This window comes from Ureibacillus massiliensis 4400831 = CIP 108448 = CCUG 49529 (genome assembly GCF_000772965.1).
Lineage (GTDB): Bacteria > Bacillota > Bacilli > Bacillales_A > Planococcaceae > Ureibacillus > Ureibacillus massiliensis.
Genome location: NZ_JPVQ01000002.1, coordinates 1 through 23,311 on the forward strand (window position 1 = coordinate 1; position 23,311 = coordinate 23,311).

19 protein-coding genes are annotated in these 23,311 nt (G+C 36.0%); 2 read left to right on the forward strand and 17 right to left on the reverse strand.

Going from position 1 to position 23,311, the window contains the following annotated elements:
• Positions 1–95 precede the first annotated feature (95 nt).
• Positions 96–1,322 (reverse strand): M16 family metallopeptidase, encoded by a 1,227-nt coding sequence (locus CD30_RS01460; protein ID WP_036171506.1) that lies wholly within the window; start codon positions 1,320–1,322, stop codon positions 96–98.
• A 337-nt stretch (positions 1,323–1,659) separates the two neighbouring features.
• Here CD30_RS01460 and CD30_RS01465 point away from each other — a divergent pair, with 337 nt between their 5' ends.
• Together CD30_RS01465 and CD30_RS01470 are read left to right on the forward strand one after the other, a co-directional pair.
• Positions 1,660–2,355 carry an ABC transporter ATP-binding protein gene (locus tag CD30_RS01465; RefSeq protein ID WP_036171510.1) on the forward strand — a complete coding sequence of 232 codons (696 nt, stop codon included), beginning with the start codon at positions 1,660–1,662 and terminating at the stop codon, positions 2,353–2,355.
• Complete coding sequence (locus tag CD30_RS01470; RefSeq protein WP_036171513.1) at positions 2,345–3,628, forward strand: ABC transporter permease; 1,284 nt, start codon at positions 2,345–2,347, stop codon at positions 3,626–3,628. The genes CD30_RS01465 and CD30_RS01470 overlap by 11 nt, the downstream gene beginning before the upstream one ends.
• A gap of 244 nt (positions 3,629–3,872) precedes the next feature.
• On the opposite strand, the gene pnp is transcribed toward CD30_RS01470, so the two are convergent.
• From pnp to CD30_RS01550, 16 genes are all read right to left on the reverse strand, one after another.
• On the reverse strand, positions 3,873–5,990 hold the full coding sequence (gene pnp / locus CD30_RS01475) for a polyribonucleotide nucleotidyltransferase (RefSeq protein ID WP_036171516.1): 2,118 nt from the start codon (positions 5,988–5,990) through the stop codon (positions 3,873–3,875).
• A 390-nt stretch (positions 5,991–6,380) separates the two neighbouring features.
• Positions 6,381–6,650 carry a 30S ribosomal protein S15 gene (gene rpsO / locus CD30_RS01480; protein WP_036171519.1) on the reverse strand — a complete coding sequence of 90 codons (270 nt, stop codon included), beginning with the start codon at positions 6,648–6,650 and terminating at the stop codon, positions 6,381–6,383.
• Between the two features lie 155 nt (positions 6,651–6,805).
• Positions 6,806–7,753, reverse strand: coding sequence for a bifunctional riboflavin kinase/FAD synthetase (locus tag CD30_RS01485; protein ID WP_036171522.1), 948 nt, complete (start codon positions 7,751–7,753; stop codon positions 6,806–6,808).
• Positions 7,754–7,766: 13 nt separating this feature from the next.
• Positions 7,767–8,684 (reverse strand): tRNA pseudouridine(55) synthase TruB, encoded by a 918-nt coding sequence (gene truB, locus CD30_RS01490; RefSeq protein ID WP_036171525.1) that lies wholly within the window; start codon positions 8,682–8,684, stop codon positions 7,767–7,769.
• 199 nt (positions 8,685–8,883) lie between these two features.
• Positions 8,884–9,225 (reverse strand): 30S ribosome-binding factor RbfA, encoded by a 342-nt coding sequence (gene rbfA, locus CD30_RS01495; protein ID WP_036171528.1) that lies wholly within the window; start codon positions 9,223–9,225, stop codon positions 8,884–8,886.
• Between the two features lie 52 nt (positions 9,226–9,277).
• Complete coding sequence (locus CD30_RS01500; RefSeq protein WP_036171531.1) at positions 9,278–9,556, reverse strand: DUF503 domain-containing protein; 279 nt, start codon at positions 9,554–9,556, stop codon at positions 9,278–9,280.
• Positions 9,553–11,841, reverse strand: a complete 2,289-nt coding sequence (infB, locus tag CD30_RS01505; protein WP_036171534.1) for a translation initiation factor IF-2 — start codon at positions 11,839–11,841, stop codon at positions 9,553–9,555. The genes CD30_RS01500 and infB overlap by 4 nt, the downstream gene beginning before the upstream one ends.
• Before the next feature lie 14 nt (positions 11,842–11,855).
• A complete protein-coding gene (locus CD30_RS01510) occupies positions 11,856–12,164 on the reverse strand; it encodes a YlxQ family RNA-binding protein (protein ID WP_036171537.1) in 309 nt (102 codons plus the stop codon).
• The gene (gene rnpM / locus CD30_RS01515; RefSeq protein ID WP_036171540.1) at positions 12,161–12,439 is read right to left on the reverse strand and encodes an RNase P modulator RnpM; all 279 of its coding nucleotides are present in this window, start codon (positions 12,437–12,439) and stop codon (positions 12,161–12,163) included. Before rnpM ends, CD30_RS01510 begins: the two co-directional genes overlap by 4 nt.
• Before the next feature lie 78 nt (positions 12,440–12,517).
• The gene (nusA, locus tag CD30_RS01520; protein ID WP_036171543.1) at positions 12,518–13,666 is read right to left on the reverse strand and encodes a transcription termination factor NusA; all 1,149 of its coding nucleotides are present in this window, start codon (positions 13,664–13,666) and stop codon (positions 12,518–12,520) included.
• A gap of 25 nt (positions 13,667–13,691) precedes the next feature.
• Positions 13,692–14,168: a ribosome maturation factor RimP gene (gene rimP / locus CD30_RS01525; RefSeq protein ID WP_036171547.1), complete on the reverse strand. Its 477-nt coding sequence runs from the start codon at positions 14,166–14,168 to the stop codon at positions 13,692–13,694.
• Positions 14,169–14,555: 387 nt separating this feature from the next.
• A complete protein-coding gene (locus CD30_RS01530) occupies positions 14,556–18,884 on the reverse strand; it encodes a PolC-type DNA polymerase III (RefSeq protein WP_036171550.1) in 4,329 nt (1,442 codons plus the stop codon).
• 95 nt (positions 18,885–18,979) lie between these two features.
• A complete protein-coding gene (gene rseP / locus CD30_RS01535) occupies positions 18,980–20,233 on the reverse strand; it encodes an RIP metalloprotease RseP (protein WP_036171553.1) in 1,254 nt (417 codons plus the stop codon).
• A gap of 133 nt (positions 20,234–20,366) precedes the next feature.
• Entirely contained in the window at positions 20,367–21,512 is a 1,146-nt protein-coding gene (gene dxr / locus CD30_RS01540) for a 1-deoxy-D-xylulose-5-phosphate reductoisomerase (protein WP_036171556.1), read from the reverse strand.
• Between the two features lie 114 nt (positions 21,513–21,626).
• The gene (locus CD30_RS01545) at positions 21,627–22,421 is read right to left on the reverse strand and encodes a phosphatidate cytidylyltransferase (protein WP_036171559.1); all 795 of its coding nucleotides are present in this window, start codon (positions 22,419–22,421) and stop codon (positions 21,627–21,629) included.
• Position 22,422: 1 nt separating this feature from the next.
• Positions 22,423–23,208 (reverse strand): isoprenyl transferase, encoded by a 786-nt coding sequence (locus CD30_RS01550; protein ID WP_408056717.1) that lies wholly within the window; start codon positions 23,206–23,208, stop codon positions 22,423–22,425.
• Between the last annotated feature and the right edge of the window lie 103 nt (positions 23,209–23,311).

The window sequence follows — 23,311 nt, forward strand, 5'->3', positions numbered from 1 at the left end:
CTATTCTTTCTTGTGTCTACTTGTTCGAAGTTTACTTTTGTCCCAGCCTCTTTTATATTATGATAATTTATAGAATTGCAGCAATTTATTCTAAACTACTTCACATTCTGCCCAATGAGCGCAATGGCTGGCTGGGTACTTAATGTTTCATCTAATAGCTGATTGACATTAATTAATGAGACTTGTTCAATTTCAGCAATGATTTCATCCATTGAAATATGCTTCCCATGGATTAATTCATTTCGACCATTGTGACTCATTCGGGAATTTGTTCCTTCTAAGCTTAATACAAAGCTCCCCTTTAGCTGTCCCTTTGCATTGAAAACTTCCGTTTCCGTTACGCCTTCTCGTCTAATATTCATTAATGTTTCATCAATCGATTGCTGCAGAAGCGGGTATTGCTGATTGTTCGTACTACCGTATATTGTAAGGGAACCGACATCCATGTAGCTCGAATGATAAGAAAAGATTGTATAAGCTAATCCTTTATCTTCACGAATTTCTTGGAATAAGCGGGAAGACATATTGCCACCTAAAATGTTATTCATCACAATAAAGTTGAAATAATCCTCATCCTTCACCCCAACTCCTGGATAGGCAATCGCGATATGAGACTGTTCCACATCACGATTTTTCACAAAACGACCTGAATGAAATATTGGATAGGTTAAAGTTTGCTCAACCGCTTCAGGTGAGCGCTCAAAGTGACTAAACAGTTTCTCAATATGTAACAATAAATCAGTCGTAATATTTCCTGCAACAGAAATGACAATATTTTCTGGGTAATAATGCTTAGTCATATAATTTCGAATTGTATCCGCTGTGAAGGCTTCAAGTGTTTTACTACTACCTAATATAGGTAATCCTAGTGCATCCTTTGGGTACATGACTTGCCATAATTGCTCATGGACATCATCATCAGGGGCATCTTCGCTCATTAAAATTTCTTCTAATACAACTTGTCTCTCTTTTTCTAATTCAATAGGATCAAAAATAGAGTTAAAAAACATGTCTGCTAATATAGAGACAGCCATTTCTCCATGATGATATAACACTTTTGCGTAATAGCACGTGTTTTCTTTTGTTGTAAAGGCATTGATTTCTCCACCGATACGATCGAATTCCTCAGCAATTACTCTTGCCGTTCTTGTTTTCGTTCCTTTAAATAACATATGCTCAATGAAATGTGTAATCCCGTTTTCTTCTCGTTCTTCAAATCGAGATCCAGCACCAACCCAAATACCAACTGAAACAGATCTAACATGCGGTATTGCTTCTGACACGATCCGAACACCATTTTGACATGTATATACCGATACCATTTGCTTTTATCTCCTACTCCAAAAAATCTAACATTAAATAATCATAAGATAAACTGCCAAATCATTCAACTGAATGGAATTATACGCATTCTTCTAGAAACTTCAAAGATATTTCTAAATGACTATTTTAGTATATCCGCAAAATAATTGTACGAAAATTGTCTAGCACACCCTAAAATCCATTTTTCCCTTCCAAGTACAATCCAATTCCCTTCAATATCTATTTATAAATACTATTTTCAAATTTCTTAAGAATTTCTTCAGAATTATCCTTCAAATTTCTTCATTTTCATTGTCTATACTAATAATCAATCAACAACAAAGGAATGAGGACATGATGATACAAGTTCAATCACTAAATCACACATTTAAAATCGGAAAAAAAGGAAAGGAGAAAAAAATCGAAGTACTAAAGGATATAGATTTTGAAATTCAACAAGGGGAAATCGTCTCTATTGTAGGAAAAAGCGGTTCTGGTAAATCTACATTGTTGCAAGTTATTGCTGGATTTATGAAGCCTGATTCAGGTTCCATTAAAGTAAATAATACCGAAATTGCACAATTCAACGAAAAGCAAAGTGCTGCTTTCAGGTTGAGTCATTTCGGCTTTATCTTCCAAAACTTTCAGCTACTCCCGAACCAAAACGTATTTGAAAATGTTGAACTACCGCTAAAAATTAAAGGAGTACAAGCACCTATTCGTAAAATAATGGCTGATAAAATTTTATCTAAAGTAGGATTATTAGAATTTGCAGATCATTATCCTAATGAACTGTCAGGTGGACAGCAGCAACGTGTTTCGATTGCAAGAGCGATGATTACAAATCCGCCTATTATTTTAGCGGATGAGCCGACAGGTAGTCTTGACTCCCAAACTGAAAAAGAAATACTTGAACTAATATTAAAATTAAATCAAACAGAAAATATCACATTTATGATCATTACCCATGATGAGGAAGTGGCACAAATTGCACACAGAAAACTTCGTATGCATGATGGCCAATTGTTAGGAGAGAAAAACTATGTTATTTAAAGATCAACTTTCATTCGTATTTCAACATATGAGAAAAAATAAACTTCGAGTGACGATGACGATTCTTGCTGCTATGATGGGGTGTGCATTTCTTATCGTACTTGCGTCAGTAGGCTTTGGTATTCAAGAGACAGTAAAAGGAGAAATTTTAAATCAGGAGTCTATAACGGAAATTTCTCTTTGGGGTGAAGAACCATTAACTAGTGAAGATGAAGAATTTATACAAAATATCGATCATGTAAATGTTGTATTAAACCGACAAGAAATCAGTGGTTCGATTCGTACTACATTTGAAGATCGTGAAGCAGAATCTATTGGAACGATTGTAAATATGGAAGCACAATCAAAGCTACCAACGAATTTAATTGAAGGTCGTCTTCCAGAAAACGCAAATGAAATCGTTGTTGGATACCATTATGCACAAAAATTATTGAACGAATCAGATAGAAAAATAATAGAACAAAAATCAAAAGAAGCGACAGAAGAAGGATCTTGGTATGACGGATCTGAAGAAGGCTATAAAGGAGAAATTTTAAATAAAACGGTTCAGCTCCAATTTTTTGATGAAGAGACATTTGAATATTTAGAGCCTAATAGCTATACGATTGTCGGCATTTTAAAAGCACCAGATTATGATTTCCAAATTGATAATAGTATTCTTTTTAGTGATGACTTATTGGATGAGCAACCTGATTTAATCGCCTATCCTTCAACAACGATCTATGTTGATTCACTTGAAAATGTAATGCCCGTGTTAGATATATTGAAAGAAAACAATTATCCCGTTTATTCGCCAATTGAACAAGTTAAAGAAATTGATTTATTTTTCCTCATCTTTAAAATCGGACTTATTTTTATAGGGACAATTTCAATTTTGATTGCTTCAATCGGGATTTTTAATACTATGACTATGGCGGTAACCGAACGAACACGTGAGATCGGTGTACTTAAAGCGATCGGTGCTTCCCCATCGATCATTCAACGTCTCTTTTTGATGGAAAGCGCGATGATTGGGATTATAGGTACTTTCCTTGCAGTAGTTTTATCTTATGGGATTAGTTTTATAATTAATGCAATTTTACCTTATATCGTTTCGTTCGCTTTATCTGATGAAGATTTACTAGCAAATGATATAACATTTTCGTCAATTCCAATTGGACTTGTCGTTACAGCGGCCTGCATTAGTATATTCGTGGCGATTTTATCAGGCTTTAGACCTGCTAGAAAAGCAACTAGAATTGAAGTTATTCAGGCACTACGTCAGGAACTTTAAAATTAGACTGGTCTACCAACCAAAAAATGGGGATGAAGAGTACCTCTTCATCTCTTTTTTCATGCTCTAAACTAAAAATGAATTAATTATGTTTACCCTTCAACATAGATGACAAGTTATTAAGAAAAATAAAAAACAGAAAACGAAATATTTCATTTCCTGCTTGCGTTTTTCTTCATTTTTTTCATGAATGCCTGGCACCTGTAAAAAACTCTACACAGTGCCTAGTAGCATTATTCATAAACTATTGCTGTGCTTGTTCAGCACGTTCTTTTTCTTCTTTTATTACAACTTTGCGTGAAAGGTTAACACGACCTTGGTTGTCAATTTCGATACATTTCACTAATAGTTGATCCCCAAGCTTTAATACATCTTCTACTTTATTCGTACGTTCTTCTTGGATTTCAGAAATGTGTAACAATCCATCTTTTCCAGGGAAGATTTCACAGAAAGCACCGAATTTTTCGATACGTCTTACAGTTGCCATGTAGTACTCGCCAACTTTTGCTTCACGAACGATTGATTCGATAATTTCTTTTGCACGTTTGTTCATTTCTTCATTAGGTGATGAAATGTAAATTGTACCGTCTTGTTCTGTATCAATTTTTACGCCCGTTTCATCGATGATTTTGTTGATTGTTTTACCACCAGAACCAATTACATCACGAATTTTATCTGGATTAATACGAATCACTTCAATTTTCGGTGCGTATGTTGATAAATGTTTACGAGGCTCTGCAAGGGTTGCAAGCATTGATTCTAAAATAATCATACGACCAGCTTTCGCTTGTTGTAATGCCTCTTCTAAAATATTACGTGATAAACCATCAATTTTTATATCCATTTGAAGTGCAGTAACCCCTTTTGCTGTACCTGCCACTTTAAAGTCCATATCTCCAAGGTGGTCTTCCATACCTTGAATATCCGTTAAAATTGAATAATGTTCACCTTTTTTCACAAGACCCATTGCAATACCTGCAACCGGTGCCTTAATAGGAACACCTGCGTCCATCATTGCAAGTGTAGAAGCACAGATAGATGCTTGAGAAGTTGAACCATTTGATTCTAAAACCTCAGATACACAACGGATTGCATATGGGAAGTCTTTTTCATCTGGAATGACTGCAAGTAACGCACGTTCACCTAAAGCACCATGACCAATCTCACGACGACCAGGACCGCGCATTGGACCAGTTTCCCCTACTGAGAATTGAGGGAAGTTATAGTGGTGCATGAAGCGTTTAGATTCCTCTAAACCAAGACCATCAATAATTTGTACATCTCCTAATGGTCCTAAAGTACAAATTGACAAAGCTTGAGTTTGTCCACGAGTAAATAACCCTGAACCGTGAGCACGTTGTAATAAACCTACTTCAGAAGATAAAGGTCGGATTTCATCCACTTTACGTCCATCAGGGCGAACCTTCTCTTCAGTGATTAAACGGCGCACTTCTTCCTTCACCATTTTATCTAATATTGTTTTAACTTGTTTTAACGTCTCTTCATCTGCTTCTTGTTCTTCGTAGCTTGCAATTACACGCTCTTTTACAGCAGAGATTGCATCTTCACGCGCATGCTTTTCAACAGTTTGAATAGCTGCGTTCATATCTTCTTCGCAAGCTGCTTTAATTTGAGCTTCGATTTCTTTATCGACTTCAAATAATGTTACTGCGATTTTTTCTTTTCCTACTTCAGCAACGATTTGTTCTTGGAAGGCAATTAATTTTTTAATTTCTTCATGACCGAACATGATTGCCTCTAACATAATTTCTTCAGGTACTTCTAAAGCCCCTGCTTCTACCATGTTGATAGCATCCTTGTTACCCGCTACTGATAAGTGAACAGTACTTCTTTCAACTTGTTCGACAGTTGGATTAATGATAAACTCTCCATCTACATATCCAACATGTACACCCGCGATTGGTCCGTTAAATGGAATATCTGAAATCGATAATGCTAAAGATGAACCAATCATTGCTGCCATATCAGTAGGACCGTTTGGATCAGATGACATTACCATTGAAATAACTTGTACTTCGTTACGGAAGCCATCTGGGAACATTGGTCGGATTGGACGGTCAATTAAACGTGACACTAAGATAGCGTGTTCTGAAGGTCTACCTTCACGTTTGATGAAACCACCAGGAATTTTACCTGCTGCGTATAAACGTTCTTCATAGTTAACTGTTAATGGGAAGAAGTCTAATGCTTTTGGTTGTTTAGACATTGTAGCTGTTGCAAGAACAGCAGACTCACCGTATCGAACTAAAGCTGCACCATTTGCTTGTTTTGCAAGTTGGCCAACTTCAATTACTAATGGACGGCCAGCCCATTCATAAGTATAAACTTTTTTTTCGGTCATTGAGTGAACCCCTTTCTAATAAAACACGACGTAACAATTTATATACCACACCATAGTAAGTGTATCAAAAAAGTTTTTCCTATGCTAAATATTTTCAATAAAAAACTGTTTTTTCCGTTAAATTTTAGTATTTATTATTATAAAGCTTTATTTATAAATATAGTTTATACAAAATTTTAAAAATTCCATTAAAAATTATCTTTATTTTTAATTTTTTAAAATATCGTTTACATAAATAAAAAGCGGGAAAATTCCCGCTTTTCATATACCACTTAGACGTTTACTTTGCAGGATTGTCTAATCTCGCCAATCGCAAAAATATTGTTCATAACAATTTTCGATTGAACAAATTTAAAACCTAATAAGCAAATGAAAACGTCTTAAGCTTTATTATCGACGTAAACCTAATTTTTGGATTAACTCACGGTAACGTTGAACGTCAGTATCACGTAAGTATCTTAATAAGTGACGACGACGACCTACTTTTTTAAGAAGACCACGTTCAGAGTGGAAATCTTTTTTGTGTGTACGTAAGTGTTCGTTAAGTGCATTGATTTCTTCAGTTAAAACTGCGATTTGCACTTCTGGAGAACCAGTATCTCCCTCGTGAGTACGGTACTCAGCGATAATTTCATTTTTGCGTTCTTTTGTAATTGCCATAATAAATGGACCTCCTAAAATAATTTTTTTAACACCACCAGCACAGCAGTCGTTGGAGAATCGTAAAGCCGAGCTGAGGCTAGCGCACTAAGTGCACTTATGAATAGTAACATACTTTGAAATCTCAAGCAACATATTCAATTTAAAGAGCCTTGTTAAAGATTTTGAAAGTAACGAATCGCCTCTTGTTTATCTTTTTCAATTTGAGCCTTTAATGAATCGATTCCATCAAATTTTTTCTCATTTCGAATTCTTTTATACCAACCAACGACAACTTCTTCACCATAAATATTTTTATCAAAATCTAATATATGAACTTCGATCGATAATTGTTTATCCTCTGGGTTTTTAAAGGTTGGTTTATACCCAACATTACACACGCCGTCATGCCATCTATTTTGCACTAATATTCTCACGGCATATACACCAACTGCTGGGATAAAGCTCCCCTCTGCAGATTGAATGTTTGCTGTTGGGAATCCGATTGTACGGCCACGCTTATCTCCATGTATAACAAGCCCAGGTACTTCGAATGGGCGGCCTAATAATTTATGAACCTCTTCCATTTCCCCAATTTGTAAGCTTTTACGTATTCTTGTGGAGCTTATTTTTTCTGCATCATCTGTTAACTTATTAATTACTGATACTCCATAATCTCCATTGCTTAAAGATTCCATCGTCTCCATATTGCCTTTTCCGAAAGAACCAAAAGTAAAATCAAAACCTGCCGTTACATGAACAACATTTAAATCACGAATAAAATAATTAATAAAATCTTCTGGTGATAGTTTTGCAAAGTCTGACGTGAACTGTACAACAAATACAGTATCAACACCAATTTCTTTCAAAATATTAATCTTTTGTTGAAGGGGCGTTATGTAAAACACCTTCTCCTTACGTCCACCTAAAACGATGGATGGATGAGGATCAAAGGTCATAACAGCACTTTTCGCATTTAACTCTTTTGATTTGTCTATCGCATTTTTAATAACGGCTTGATGCCCTCTATGTACACCGTCAAAAAATCCTAGTGCCAATGAGTAGGAAGTTGAAGTGTCAACCTCTTTTAATTGGTGTGGATATTTTAAATGAATCACATTCATCTTCTTTGGCCTCCTATTGCTCTAATGGGAACATTTTCTCTGGCTTCATTAGATCTGGTTTTTCTGGATGTTGAATATAAACTGCAAGAGCTTTTTCATTTTTCACAAATACTATTTTATCATGTTCTTTTAATAAATCATCCATTGGAAGAACTTGTCCATTTAAAATTTGTTTTTCATTGGATTGATTGATTTCAATTGAAGGGTATTGTGTTAAGGCATGCTCTACAGGATAAATAATTTCCTCAATCTTGGATTCATTCATTGCATTTTCAACATGTTCTAACGTCACACAATGCTCTTTTGTAAATGTGCCAGATTTAGTACGAACAAGTGATGCCATATGCGCAGGATAGCCTAATATTTCGCCAATTTGAACGGCTAATGTACGAATATAAGTGCCTTTACTACAAGCAATTCGAATTTTAAAAGTGATTTCTTCCCCTTCAAATTGCGTTACACTACTTTCCTCTAAAAGCTCTATGGAATAAATGGTTACTCTTCTAATCGGCCGTTCAACCACTTCTCCTTTTCGAGCATATTCATATAGTTTTTTCCCATTTACTTTTACTGCTGAATACATTGGTGGTGTTTGCTCAATTTCACCAGTTAATTGTTCTAAAGCTTTTTGAAGCTTGCTCCGAGAAATTGTTTTAAATGAAGAATCCTGTTCAACAATTTCTCCTTCTGCATCTTCAGTAGTTGTGGTAAAACTAATTGAGACAACGGCTTCATATTCTTTTCCAGCATCTGTTAAGTATTCAGCAATACGTGTAGCCTGGCCGATACAAATTGGGAGTACTCCTTCTACACTAGGATCTAAAGTACCAGTATGACCAACTTTTTTTGTCTTTAATATTCTTCGTAATTTCATAACGCAGTCATGACTCGTCATACCGCGCTCTTTCCATAATGGAAGGATGCCATTCATTGGATAACCTCCATGTATTTTAATTATGTTTATTTGAAATGTTTCTTAGGGAACCTAGAATTTTCACGCTACATCAATCGAAACATACATCGACCTTTGCCTTAAAACTAAAAAACCTGCCTGCATGTGAATATGCAGTTGCAGGCTTTTTTGTTGTTTATACTTTTTTCCCTTTTTTGAAATCAAAAAAGGCGTTTATTTATTGTTGATTTAAATTACGTAATAATTGTTCAATCTTATTACCGTATTCAACAGAAGCATCGTACTCGAACGTTATTTCTGGTGTTCTTCGTAAGCGAATTCGATGACCGATTTCTGTTCGAATGAACCCAGCAGCTTTCATTAAAGCATTTAACGTTTCTTGACGTTCTTTTTCATTTCCTAAAGAGGTAATGTAAACTGTTGCTTGTTGAAGGTCTCCTGTTACATGTACATCTGTAACAGTAACAAAGCCCACGCGCGGGTCTTTTATTTTACGACCAATAATATCTCCAAGCTCCTTTTTCATTTGCTCTGCAATACGATTTGCACGTAATGACATACTTTGTCACCCCTAAACTACTATTCGTTAGGGTTATTAATCCCCTAAAACCTTATAAATATTCGCGCCAAACATCTAGTTGGTCCCATTCTGGATTTGACTGAAGATATGCAAGCGCGTTGTTAATTTCTCGTTCTGCACTCAACTTTGATGATGCGACAGCAACAAGAGCAATTCTTGTACGCTGCCACACATCTTGGTGATCAATTTCAGCAACTGAGACGTTAAACTTCTGTTTTGTACGAGTGATCATTCGTTGGAGAACTGCACGTTTTTCTTTTAGCGAATGGGCAGTTTGAATCATAAATTCAACTTCTGCGTAAACGATCACGTGCGTTTAATTTCTTCCATTACGAAGGCTTCGATAATATCGCCTTCTTTTACATCGTTGAAGTTTTTAATTGTGATACCACATTCGTAACCTTTTGCGACTTCTTTCGCGTCGTCTTTGAAACGTTTTAATGAATCAAGTTCTCCTTCAAATACAACAATTCCATCACGAATGACACGTACACCAGAATCACGAGTAACTTTTCCTTCTATTATATAAGATCCCGCGATTGTACCCACTTTCGATACTTTAATTGTTTGTCGAACTTCCGCTTGACCGATGATTTTTTCTTCATATTCAGGATCAAGCATACCTTTCATAGCCGATTCAATTTCTTCGATTACTTTGTAGATAATTCTATGAAGACGGATATCTACGCCCTCTTCTTCTGCAGCACGCTTTGCATTAACATCAGGGCGTACGTTAAATCCAATTACAATTGCATTTGAAGCTGCTGCAAGAGTGATATCAGATTCTGTAATTGCACCTACACCTGTATGAATAATTTTTACATTAACGCCTTCTACATCGATTTTCATCAATGAGGCAACCATTGCTTCAACAGTACCTTGAACATCCGCTTTAACGATGATGTTTAATTCTTTCACATCACCTTGGCTCATTTGTTCGAATAAATTATCTAATGTAACGCGTTGTTTTTCTGAGCGATTCGCTTGGATAGCAGTCATTGCACGAGATTCCCCAACCTGACGAGCAGTTTTTTCATCTTCGAATACAACGAAACGGTCACCAGCTTGTGGAACTTCATTGATTCCTGTAATTTCAACTGGTGTTGCAGGTCCTGCTTCTTTTACACGTCTACCCATATCGTTCACCATTGCACGAACACGTCCGTATGCATGACCAACAACGATTGGATCTCCTATACGTAATGTACCATCCTGTACTAGAAGGGTTGCAACAGAACCACGACCTTTATCTAATTGCGCTTCAATAACAGTACCAATTGCATTTTTATCAGGGTTTGCTTTTAGTTCAGCAACCTCAGCAATTAATAAAATCATTTCTAATAGTGTATCGATACCTTCGCCTTTTAATGCAGAAATAGGTACGAAGATTGTATCGCCGCCCCAATCCTCTGGAACTAAGCCATGTTCTGTTAGTTCTTGCATTACACGGTCAGGATTTGCAGATGGTTTATCCATTTTATTTACCGCAACGATAATTGGCACTTCTGCAGCTTTCGCATGGTTGATTGCTTCAACTGTTTGAGGCATTACACCATCATCAGCAGCAACTACAATAATCGCTAAGTCAGTAATTTTCGCCCCACGAGCACGCATTGTTGTAAATGCTGCGTGTCCAGGAGTATCTAAAAACGTAATTTTTTTACCATCAATATTTACTTGATATGCACCGATATGTTGTGTAATACCACCAGCTTCTCCAGCTGTAACTTTTGTATTACGAATTGAATCTAGTAATGTTGTTTTACCATGGTCAACGTGCCCCATGATTGTTACAACAGGTGGACGTTCTACTAATTCTTCTTCATTTATTTCTTCTTGCTCGAAGTATACTTCTAGATCTGTTTTATCAACGCGAACTTCTTCTTCTACTTCGACACCATAATCTGCACAAATTAACTCAATTGCATCTTTATCTAAATCTTGGTTTATTGTCGCCATGACACCAAGCATAAATAATTTTTTAATAAGCTCAGATGGTTCTCTGTGTAGTTTTTTTGCAAGTTCTGCAACTGTTAATGATTCATAGAATGTAATTTTTTCAGGTAATTCTTTTGGAGTAATAGGCTGTGATGGTTGATGCGTTTTAGGATGACGACGCTTTCCACCGTGAATACCTGGCTTTTTACGTTGATTAAAGCCACCTTTTTTATTCCCCTGATTATTATCTTGATTAAAGCTTCTTTGATTTTTATTTTTTGGTCTGTCGTTGCTTTGTGTTTGCGATTGTGATTGTGATTTTGATTGTGTTTGTTTCTGATTGTTTTGTGTTATATTAGCTGATCGATTGTTGTTTTTTTCAGGCATTTTATTTTCTTTTCTAGTTTCCTTTTTTTGTTGGTCCTGTCTATTAGAAACAGGCTTTGTTTGTCTTTCTTGCTGTTTTGGTGATGAAGTGTTTTGTTTAGCTGTATTACCTTGTTGGTTAAATACAGTATCCAATTGAGACACAGCATCACTCGTCAGCGTAGACATATGATTAGAAACATTTATATTTAATTTTTTTAGCTCTTCAATGACTTCTTTACTCGATTTATTCACTTTTTTTGCATATTCATGAACTCTTAATTTGGTCATCAGCTCACCCCCGATTATTTTTCGTTGAGTAGACTAGACATTTTTTTCGCGAAACCACTATCTACTATAGCTAGTGCGACTCGTGCTTGTTTACCAGTAGCATGTCCCAGTTGGTAGCGATCACCAATCACATGATACTCAACATTGTAATACGTACATTTATCTTGAATTTTTTTGGTAGAATTGTGCGATGCATCCGATGCTAACAAGATAAGTTTAGCATTCCCAGTTTGTATCGCTTTCACTACTAATTCTTCACCTGATATGATTTTACGCGCTCTTGCTGCTAACCCCAGTAATTGGAACAGCTTTTCGTTTATCATAAAATCGACTCCCTACGAATTAATCTTAATAATTCGTCGTACACTTCCTCAGGTATTTTCGCTTCTAATTGTCGTTCTAACATATTTTTCTTTCGAGCCAACTCAATGGCTTCTTCAGATTTTGAAACGTAAGCGCCGCGGCCAGACTTTTTACCTGTTGGATCAACAGAAACCTCGCCTTCCTTAGATCGAACAATACGTAGCATCGATTTTTTCGGAAGCATTTCACCTGTAACAACGCATTTACGTAGTGGTACTTTTCTATTTGTCGACATGAGAATTCACCTTCCTATTAGCTCATTACATGAATCGATCTGTAATTGAACTTATAAATATTGAGTATTCTAAGATGATTATTCTTCGTCGTCTTGATATAAATCGTATTCTACATCGTATGTTTCTTGTTTTTCTTCAGCATCATCATACTGTGGAATGAACGTGCTCGTTTCTGATGGATAAATGCCTAATTCACGGGCATCTGTTTCACTTTTTATATCAATTTTCCATCCTGTTAATTTTGCAGCTAAGCGAGCATTTTGTCCGCGCTTCCCAATAGCTAAAGATAATTGATAATCTGGTACTACAACAGTTGTTGATTTTTCTTCTTCATTTACTTGTACGTCTAATACCTTTGAAGGGCTTAATGCATTGGCAACAAAAACAACTGGATCTTCTGACCATTCAACGATATCAATTTTCTCACCGTTTAGTTCGTTTACAATTGTTTGAACTCTTTGTCCTTTTGCACCAACACATGCTCCAACTGCATCTACTTCTTCGTTATGAGCATGTACAGAGATTTTTGAGCGATCACCAGCTTCACGTGCAATCGATTTAATCTCTACTATTCCTTCAAAAATTTCTGGTACTTCCATTTCGAAAAGACGACGAAGCAATCCAGGATGTGTTCTTGAAACAATAACTTGTGGTCCGCGTGTAGTACGTTCTACTTTTGTTATATAGACTTTAATACGTTGCTGAGGTTTATAGACTTCACCTTGAATTTGTTCATTTACTGGTAGAGCAGCTTCCACTTTACCTAAACTAATATAAATATTACGAGAATCCATACGTTCAATCGTACCGTTGACAATATCATCTGTACGATCAACGAATTCTTCATAAATAATTCCACGTTCTGCTTCACGTACACGTTGAGTAACAACTTGTTTTGCAGTTTGAGCGGCAATACGTCCAAAATTACGTGGTGTTACTTCTTGTTCTAGAATATCCCCAACCTCATAAGCAGGATTTATTTCCTTTGCTTCTTCAAGGGAAATTTGAAGACGGTCATCCTCTACCTCTTCCACTACATCTTTTCGAGAAAAGACCTTCATTGAGCCATTTTCTAAATTCAAATCAACACGTACATTTTGCGCTTGATTAAAATTACGTTTATATGCAGTAACTAAGGCTGCCTCAATTGCTTCAATAAGTACATCTCTTGAAATACCTTTTTGTTGTTCTAGAGCAGTTAAAGCATCTAGTAAATCACTACTCATCTAAATTCACTCCTAAAATTTCTAGTTATGATGAAAAGTCAATTGCAAGACGAGCCTTTGCAATTTTATCTTTTTCAATAAAAACATTAATTTTACGTGTTTTGATACGAACTTCCATTTCAAGGCCAACTTCAGTATATGCTGTTAAGTAGCCTTCGAATTCTTTCATATCTTTAATTGGCTCGTATGTTTTTACATGAATAAACTTTCCGATAGCTTTTTGGAAGTCTGATTCTTTTTTCAATGGACGTTCAGCCCCGGGAGAAGATACTTCCAAATAATAGTTTTGTTCTATCGGATCTTTTTCATCGAGTACAACACTCAGTTTTTCACTTACTAAAGCGCATTGGTCAATATCGATTCCACCTTCTGGGGTATCAATATAAACTCGCAGAAACCAATTCCGTCCTTCTCTCACAAATTCAATATCAACAAGTTCGAGGTTTAACTCATCTAATATAGGTGTGACATACTCTTCAATTACTGATGGTACTTTGCTCATAATTTCCTCCCAACGTACACGTTCTTGTTCTTTTACAGCTTATATTTCCATGTTGTAGTCTATATATACAAAGAACGTAGTAAAACGAAATGTTGTGTAAATTTTCAAATTACAACATTCTAACGATATGAAACAGCAATTCCACCAAATACTGGTGTTATTGACGAGTCATCGCCAACTGTTTTTACGGAAATTTTCAAGCCATACAACAGAAAAGAGCGGGAGAAACCCACTCTTTTGCTGCAAGACTATCAACAAATTATTACCATTACAATAGCATAAAACATAATTGAATGCAAATTTGCGTAAATTTGACACATGTTTCAAATAGATTTTTTCAAGGGATTATTGTATTCTACTGCCAATCAAACAACTTCCCTCAATTTACTAAAACAATGAGAGCTGATTCGCATCGGGTAGGCCCTCTAAACAGCCGAGCTGATCCATATATTCTATCAATGTTTTTGAAACGCGGCCGCGTTGTTGAAGATCTTCTTTTGATAAAAACTCTCCGTCTCCCCTAGCAGCAACAATCGCTTTAGCAACGTTTGTTCCTAACCCTGGAATTGCATCAAACGGAGGAATCAATGAATTACCATCAATTACCCATTCACTTGCTTGCGAACGGTATAAGTCAACCTTTTTAATGCTCATACCCCGTTCACACATTTCTAGCGCAATTTCTAAAACCGTTTGTAAATCTTTTTCCTTTTTCGATGCATCTAAACCTTTTGCTACAATCTCTTCAATTTTTGCTCGAATCATTGAAGAACCTTGGGACATTACTATTAAATCAAAATCACTTGCACGAACGGTAAAATATGTCGCGTAATAAACAAGCGGATGGTGCACTTTAAACCAGGCAATACGTACTGCGTTTAATACATAGGCTGTTGCATGGGCTTTAGGGAACATGTACTTAATCTTTTTACAAGAATCAATATACCAATTTGGTACATTTTCAGCTCGCATTGCTTTTTCCATATCCTCCGTTAACCCTTTCCCTTTACGAACGGACTCCATTATTTTAAAGGCAAGACCAGGCTCTAATCCTTGGTAAATTAAATAAACCATAATGTCATCACGACAACCGATAACCTCTGCTAATACACAAGTTCCATTATGTATTAGCTCTTGGGCATTTCCTAACCAAACGTCCGTGCCGTGGGATAAACCGGAAATTTGTAGTAGCTCACTAAAAGTTGTCGGCTTTGTTTCCTCTAACATTTGACGAACGAATTTTGTACCAAACTCCGGAATACCAAGTGTTCCTGTTTTACACATAATTTGTTCTTCAGTAACACCTAGGCTCTCTGTATTGGAAAAGATTTTCATTACCTCAGGATCATCTGTCGGAATTGCTTTTGGATCGATACCCGTCAAATCTTGTAGCATACGGAGTACCGTCGGATCATCGTGTCCGAGTATATCAAGTTTTAAAATATTATCATGAATAGAATGGAAGTCAAAATGCGTTGTTTTCCATTCTGAATCCTGCGCATCTGCAGGGTATTGGACAGGTGTGAAATCATAAATATCCATATAGTCAGGTACAACCAGAATACCACCAGGGTGTTGCCCAGTTGTTCGTTTAACACCCGTACATCCTTGTACAAGCCGGTCAACTTCTGCACCACGGAATGTTTTATTGTGATCTGTTGCATAACCTTTTACATAACCGTAGGCTGTTTTTTCCGCAACGGTACCAATTGTTCCTGCACGATATACATAATCTTCTCCGAATAATTCCTTCGTATAGTTATGTGCATGGGCCTGATATTCACCACTAAAGTTTAAATCGATATCCGGTACTTTGTCTCCATTAAATCCTAAGAAGGTTTCAAACGGAATATCGTGTCCATCTTTTTTCAAGCTTGTCCCACATTCAGGACATTCTTTATTCGGTAAGTCGAACCCTGATCCGACAGATCCATCTGTAAAGAATTCATTGTAATGGCATTTAGGACAAATATAGTGCGGCGGTAATGGATTTACTTCGGTAATTTCCATCATTGTTGCCACAAAAGATGATCCTACGGAACCACGAGACCCAACTAAATATCCATCTGAAAGAGATTTTTTTACAAGCTGCGCTGAGATTAAATAAACCACCCCAAAACCGTGCCCTAAAATGGAATCTAACTCTTTCTCAATACGCTTTTCAACAATTTCAGGCAATGTTTCACCGTAAATTTTGTGCGCCATTTCATAGGTCATATTCGTAATGGTTTCGTTAGATCCTTCAATATTTGGTGTATAAAGCTTGTCCTTAATCGGCACAACTTCACCGACCATATCAGCTATTTTTCGAGAATTTGTTACGACGATTTCTTTTGCTAAATCAGGACCTAAGAAATCAAACTCCTCCAACATTTCATTCGTTGTGCGGAAATGTACTTTCGGAAGCTTATGACGATTAAGTGGATTTGCTCCACCTTGTGAGCTAACTAATATTTCTCTAAAAATATGATCATTTTCATGTAAGTAATGAACATTCCCCGTAGCTACTACTGGCTTGTCCAATTTTTTACCTAGCTTTACTAATTTTCGAATGATGTCCTCTAAATTCCACTCGTCATGGACTACGCCACCATCAATCAGTTGTGAATAAACCGGCTTAGGATGAACCTCAATATAATCATAAAATCCCGCTACCTTTTCTGCCTCTTCCGGTGATTTATTCATCATCGTTTCAAATAATTCACCGTTACTACATCCAGATCCAACTATAAGTCCTTTACGTAGTTTCGTTAAATCTGAACGTCTAATTCTTGGGACACGATGATAAGTTTGTGTATGAGCAATGGAAATCAGCTTAAACATGTTTTTTAAGCCTTCATTGTCAACAGCTAAGATTGTACAATGATATGGTCTTGCCGTTTTGTAGCTGTCATTACCCCCAACATGTTTATTAAAGTCATCATGGTATTCAATACCTTTTTCTTTTGCTTCTTTTAGCAAATGTAACATTAACTCACCTGTTGCTTCTGTATCGTAAATAGCACGGTGATGTTGTGTTAATTCAATACCATATCTTTTACTTAATGTATTTAAACGATGGCTCTTTAAAGTTGGATTTAACATACGTGATAATTCCAATGTATCAATAACAGGATGAACAACACCTTGAATTCCTGCTTTAGCGTATGCCGTATATAAGAACCCAATATCAAAGGAAGCGTTATGGGCAACTACAATGGCATCTCCGATAAATTCCCGAAACTCTGAAACAACCTGATCAACCTCAGGCGCGTTTGTTAACATATCATCCGTAATATGTGTTAATTCAATAATCTTTGGCGTTAATGGTCTATGTGGGTTTGCAAATCTTTCGAATTTATCAATGACTTTACCTTCTTTAATTTTAACTGCAGCTAATTCAATGATTGTATCGTATGCTGTAGATAAACCTGTTGTTTCAACGTCAAAAACAACATATGTAGCACTATCTAATTCGATATGCTGTTCTGCGTAAGCAATCGGTGCACCATCATCTACTAAATTTGCTTCTAAGCCATATATAATTTTTATCCCATGTTTTTTCCCTGCTGAATAAGCCTCAGGGAAGCCTTGCGCAACAGCGTGATCTGTTATAGCAATTGCAGGATGCCCCCATTTTGCAGCCTGAGCTACAAGACTATCTATCGATGTTACTGCATCCATTGTACTCATTGGCGTATGTAAGTGTAATTCAACACGTTTTTCATTTTCGGGTGCTGTATCTTTACGAGATTCTTTATGAATCTCATGTATGCCCTGAGCCATAATGACTAGGTCACGAACGAATGTGTCATTTTGAACTGCACCGCGCACTTTCACCCACATACCTTTTTTCAGTAATTTCATCATTTCGGCATCTTCGTCATTGCGGGAGAACATTTTCACTAACATTGAATCTGTGTAATCGGTCATTTTCAATTCTAAAAGTGAACGTCCACTTTTTAGTTCTTTTATATCCACAGCAAAAACATATCCCTCAATAACTACACTACGCTCTTCTTCTTGAATGCGACGGATCTCTGTAATTTCTTGTTCTTTAATTTGACTACCCAAATGGAATGGTCCTTCGTGTACAGCGGTTGTAGATTTTTCACTTTTATTACTTTCACGACTTTGAAAGTCTTCCATCGCTTGTCTAGCAAGTTCTGCTTCTTCAAGCTGACGCTGCTGTACGTATTCTTCCTGAGCTATTCGCATTTCATCTGTTAAATCAGACATTTGGAAATCAATTGTGAATTGCGGGAATCCAAGATTCATATAGGCCTTTGTTAATTTATCTGCATATTTTGACTTTAACGTTAATTGCTCTACTTCTAAAACACAATCTACAACAAGCTTAGTTCCCGTCCATTTTGGAATTTGTGAAATTAATCGTTCTTTTAATGTTGGTGACATTTGATCTATTTGATTTACGGCTGTTAACCAATAATCCGTAATGAGTTGTTCACTTACCTCTGGATTTCTCGTTTCAATAGAAATGTTCGTTTGAGCTATATTGGCAAACTGTTCAGCCATTCTCGTAATGAATAATTGATATAGTTTAAAAGGTAAAATATTTGAAAGTTTAATAGAAAAACTCCAAATACGATTCTTTTTATGAACCGTTACACGCGTGAGCTCACCTTGTTCAAAAAAGGACATATACACATCTTCTGTTAATTGCAGCTGTTGCAATAGTGTTAGAAATAGTTGTCTTTCTTTTTGGTTGTCTGACAAAATAACTCACCTACTTTCCATAATTAAAATGATTTAACCTTATTCAGAAAAAGGACTGAATAAGGTTAAATTTTGAACTTTACTATTTATTTTACCTAAAAGAAGAACCTTTGAATATCGTTCCATGTAACTACAACCATTAAAAGCATTAATAAAACGATACCTACAAAATGAACCATGCCCTCTTTTTGTCGGTCAATAGGCTTTCCTCGTACTGCTTCAATACCAAAGAACAGTAATCGTCCACCATCTAGTGCAGGTAATGGTAATAAGTTCATAATACCGAGATTAATACTTAATAAAGCTGCCCAGTTCATCAAATTAAAAATCCCATATTGAGCAACTGTTTCAGTCGCTTTATAAATCCCCACCGGACCAGATAGGGCATCAATTGAAAATTGTCCAGTCACTAATTTCCCTAGCAGCTCCCCAATAAGGATTGTATAATCCCATGTTTGAGTTGCACCAAAGACGACTGCTTTAATTGGATCCTTCTCAATTGGTCTAAGTACGCCAATTTGTCCGAACTCTGTACCATTTTCTTCAAGTGTACTTGGTGTAATTACTAATTCTAATTCTTGTCCGTCTCGTTCTACTATAAAGTTTAATGGTTTACCTGGATTTTCTTGAACCGTTCCAGAAAGCTCTGTCCAATTGTCAATCTCTTGTCCATTGATGGCTTTAACATAGTCTCCAGATTCCATTCCTGCAACTTGTGCTGCTGAATTATCCTGTACTGAAGAAATGATAGGCTCATTGGATGGAACACCGCTTAAAAAGCCTAATGCCATTAAAATGAAAAACGCTAAAATGAAATTAAATAATGGTCCTGCAAATATTGCCATTGCTCTTTGACCAACTGTTTTTGAATTAAACTGACGATCAACAGGAGCAATCATTAGCTCTGTACCATTTTCAACGATTGTAGCATTTCTAGAAACGGAATAACGAACCATGTGCTCGTCTTCATCATATCCTTCGATAAAGAGATCTTTCTCTAAATCTGCTCGTTCTACCTCTAAAAATACAACATTCGGATGTTGAACATTTTGATTTAAATAGATTTTTTCAGCTATATCATCATTATTTAATATAATTCCGACGCGATAGCCTGGCTGAAGTTCAATTTGATCAACATCTTCACCAGCCATTCGAACATATCCACCTAATGGGAGTAGTCGAATCGTGTAAAGAGTTTCCCCTTTCATCATACCAAATATTTTTGGACCCATTCCAATTGCAAACTCACGGACCATAATCCCTGCCCGTTTTGCAAAAATAAAATGGCCTAACTCATGAAAGAAAACTAAGGATCCAAATATAATGATAAACGCGATAACCGTTTGCATTCTTTCCCCACCTTTTAGAGCAAAATGATTTGTGTTTGCTCAAAATTACCTATACTTTTCACATTCATAAAGGGAAACCGATTTTGTTGGTTTCCAATAAACCACACCTATACAACAGCGAACGGTATGTAAATTATTTTACCATGCTTAATACTGTTTTTCTCGTTTCGGAATCAACATGTAAGATTGTTTCTAGATCTGGCATTAAAATATTACTATGTGCGTTCATAATATTTTCTATTACATCTTCTATTTGTAAAAATGCGATTTTTCCCTGTAAGAACAGAGAAACTGCTGCTTCATTTGCTGCATTCATAGCAGTTAAAATTGTTCCACCTGTTCGACCTGCTTGATACGCTAGCTTCAATGCACGGAAGCGATCAAAATCTACTTCTTTAAAATGAAGTTGTCCAATTTGAGCTAAATTTAAGCGCTCACTATTGTTCACTTGAAGTCTATCTGGATAACTTAGGGCATATTGAATTGGAACTCGCATATCGGGGGTACCTAGTTGAGCAATAACACTTGTATCATCATACTCAACTAGAGAATGAATAATACTTTCTTTATGCAATAATACATCAATATTATCATATGGCATATTAAATAAAACATGCGCTTCTATTACTTCTAACCCTTTATTCATCATCGTTGCAGAATCTATCGTAATTTTTGCACCCATTGACCAATTTGGATGATTTAATGCATCCTTCACAGTAACATGACTTAATTCTTCCCGTGTTTTGTCTCTAAAAGATCCACCTGATGCAGTTAAAATAATCCGTTTAACTTGCTTTCTATTTTCACCATTCATTGATTGAAAAACAGCTGAGTGCTCACTGTCAACTGGTAAAATAGGAACATTATATTTTTCTGCTTCAGCCATTACGATATGACCCGCTGTAACTAATGTTTCTTTATTGGCAATGGCAATCGTTTTACCAAGGCGGATAGCAGCTAGTGTAGCTTCTAACCCAATACTTCCCAAAACAGCATTTAATAACACCGTTGAATCAGGATGTGTAGCAACATCAACTAACCCTTTTGTTCCACTTGTAAAATGAATCGTAGGATATTGTTTTTGTAACTCTACTGCGTCCTTTTCATCTTGTACAGAAACTAGTTCCGGCTGAAGTTGATTTATAATTTCTTTTGTTTTGTCTATATTTTTTCCTGCCGAAAATGCAACAAGTTTAAATTGATCAGGGTGTGAAAGTAATATATCGATTGTTTGCAACCCAATAGAACCTGTTGCACCTAATAGGCTAATTTTTTTCAAAACATTTCTTCCTTTCAAAACACTACTATTTTTGTCCTTTGACAGCCAATACAATACTTGTGAAATAAGGCCTATTAGGAAATTGAAACGTTAAATCTCCTTACAGACAATTATTTATTGCACGAAATGCAACAAATTCAATAATGGTAATACAAATAATAAACTATCAAAACGATCTAATATTCCACCATGTCCAGGTAAAATCCAACCTGAGTCTTTTATTGAATAATGCCTTTTTATTGCTGACTCTACTAGGTCTCCTAATTGACCAAATATCGAAATAATAATCGTGACGATAACAAAGTACGGCCAAGAAACATTAAGCGGAACAATAAATTGAAAAATAACCGCACAAATAACGGCTATGAGTATACCTCCTATAAAACCTTCCACAGTTTTGTTAGGGGATATTTCCGGCCAAAGTTTATTTTTCCCTAATTTTCGACCTGTAAAATAGGCCCCTGAATCGGTTGTCCACACAACGATTAGTGCATAAATAATGTATTCTAAACCTGCATCACGAGTTGCAATTAAATAATAAAAACCAAGTCCAACATATAAAGAGCCCAGCAGAATAAAACCAATTTCATCAAATGAGAAACTATTTTTAACAACAACCGTATATGCTAACAAAAGTATTATTGCGATGGTTAATAGCTCGTATTTTGAATAAGTAGTCATTTGTTCAACCTGCATCGCCCAATCATTTGGCATTAATACAGCGACTAGGATGAGCGTAGCAATTAATCCTGGAATGGAAAAAATTGAAATTCCTTTCATTCTTAGAATTTCATACAATCCTACAATGGCTAGTCCATAAACTCCAATAGTAAAGGGTAAATTGCCGTATATTACAAACGGGATAAACAATGCAGCAGCGATGACTGCTGTAATAATCCGTTGCTTCAAATTATTCTTCTCCTTTCAACCCTCCATACCGACGATTTCTATTTTGGTAAGCAGTAATTGCTTCGGAAAATGTACTTTCATTAAAATCCGGCCAAAGAGTATCGGTAAACCAAAATTCTGTATAAGCAAGCTGCCATAACATAAAATTACTTAATCTGACCTCTCCACTCGTTCGAATCAGTAAATCAGGTTCAGGTAAGTGGGATGTCATTAAGTATTGGTTTACTTTGAATTCATTAATGTCTTCGATTGCGAGGTTACCGCTATTTACTTCATTTATTATTTCCTTCATTGCCTGAACTATTTCTGCTCTACTACCATAGTTCATAGCAAAATTTAAGATTAGGCCTGTATTATTTTTCGTTTTTTCCATCGCATTATTTAAAACCGCTTGTGTATGCTTTGGAAGCCCTTCCTTATTCCCCATCATTGTTACACGTATATTCCGTTCCATTAATTCGGGTAAAAAGGAATTTAGAAATTTTTCAGGCAAACCCATTAAATAATCGACTTCTGATTTTGGGCGTTTCCAGTTTTCTGTTGAAAATGCATAAAGTGTTAACACTTTAATGCCAATATGATCAGCGAAACGAGCAATTTTTCGTACTGTTTTCATACCCTCGTGATGTCCAGCAATACGAGGTAATGCACGCTTTTTCGCCCAGCGTCCGTTTCCGTCCATTATAATTGCAATATGGGAAGGCAGTAATTCACTATTAGACAAATCATCGTCTATTAATGAATGTTCTTGCTTTTTTTGTTTTTTTCCAAAGATTTTCATTTGTATTCCCCCACTTGACAATAAATCGGACGTATTCTTAATCATCATATCAAAAACAACAGTTTGTGTCCTTCTTAATCATCAATCATTTAAGTCATTTTATAATTAT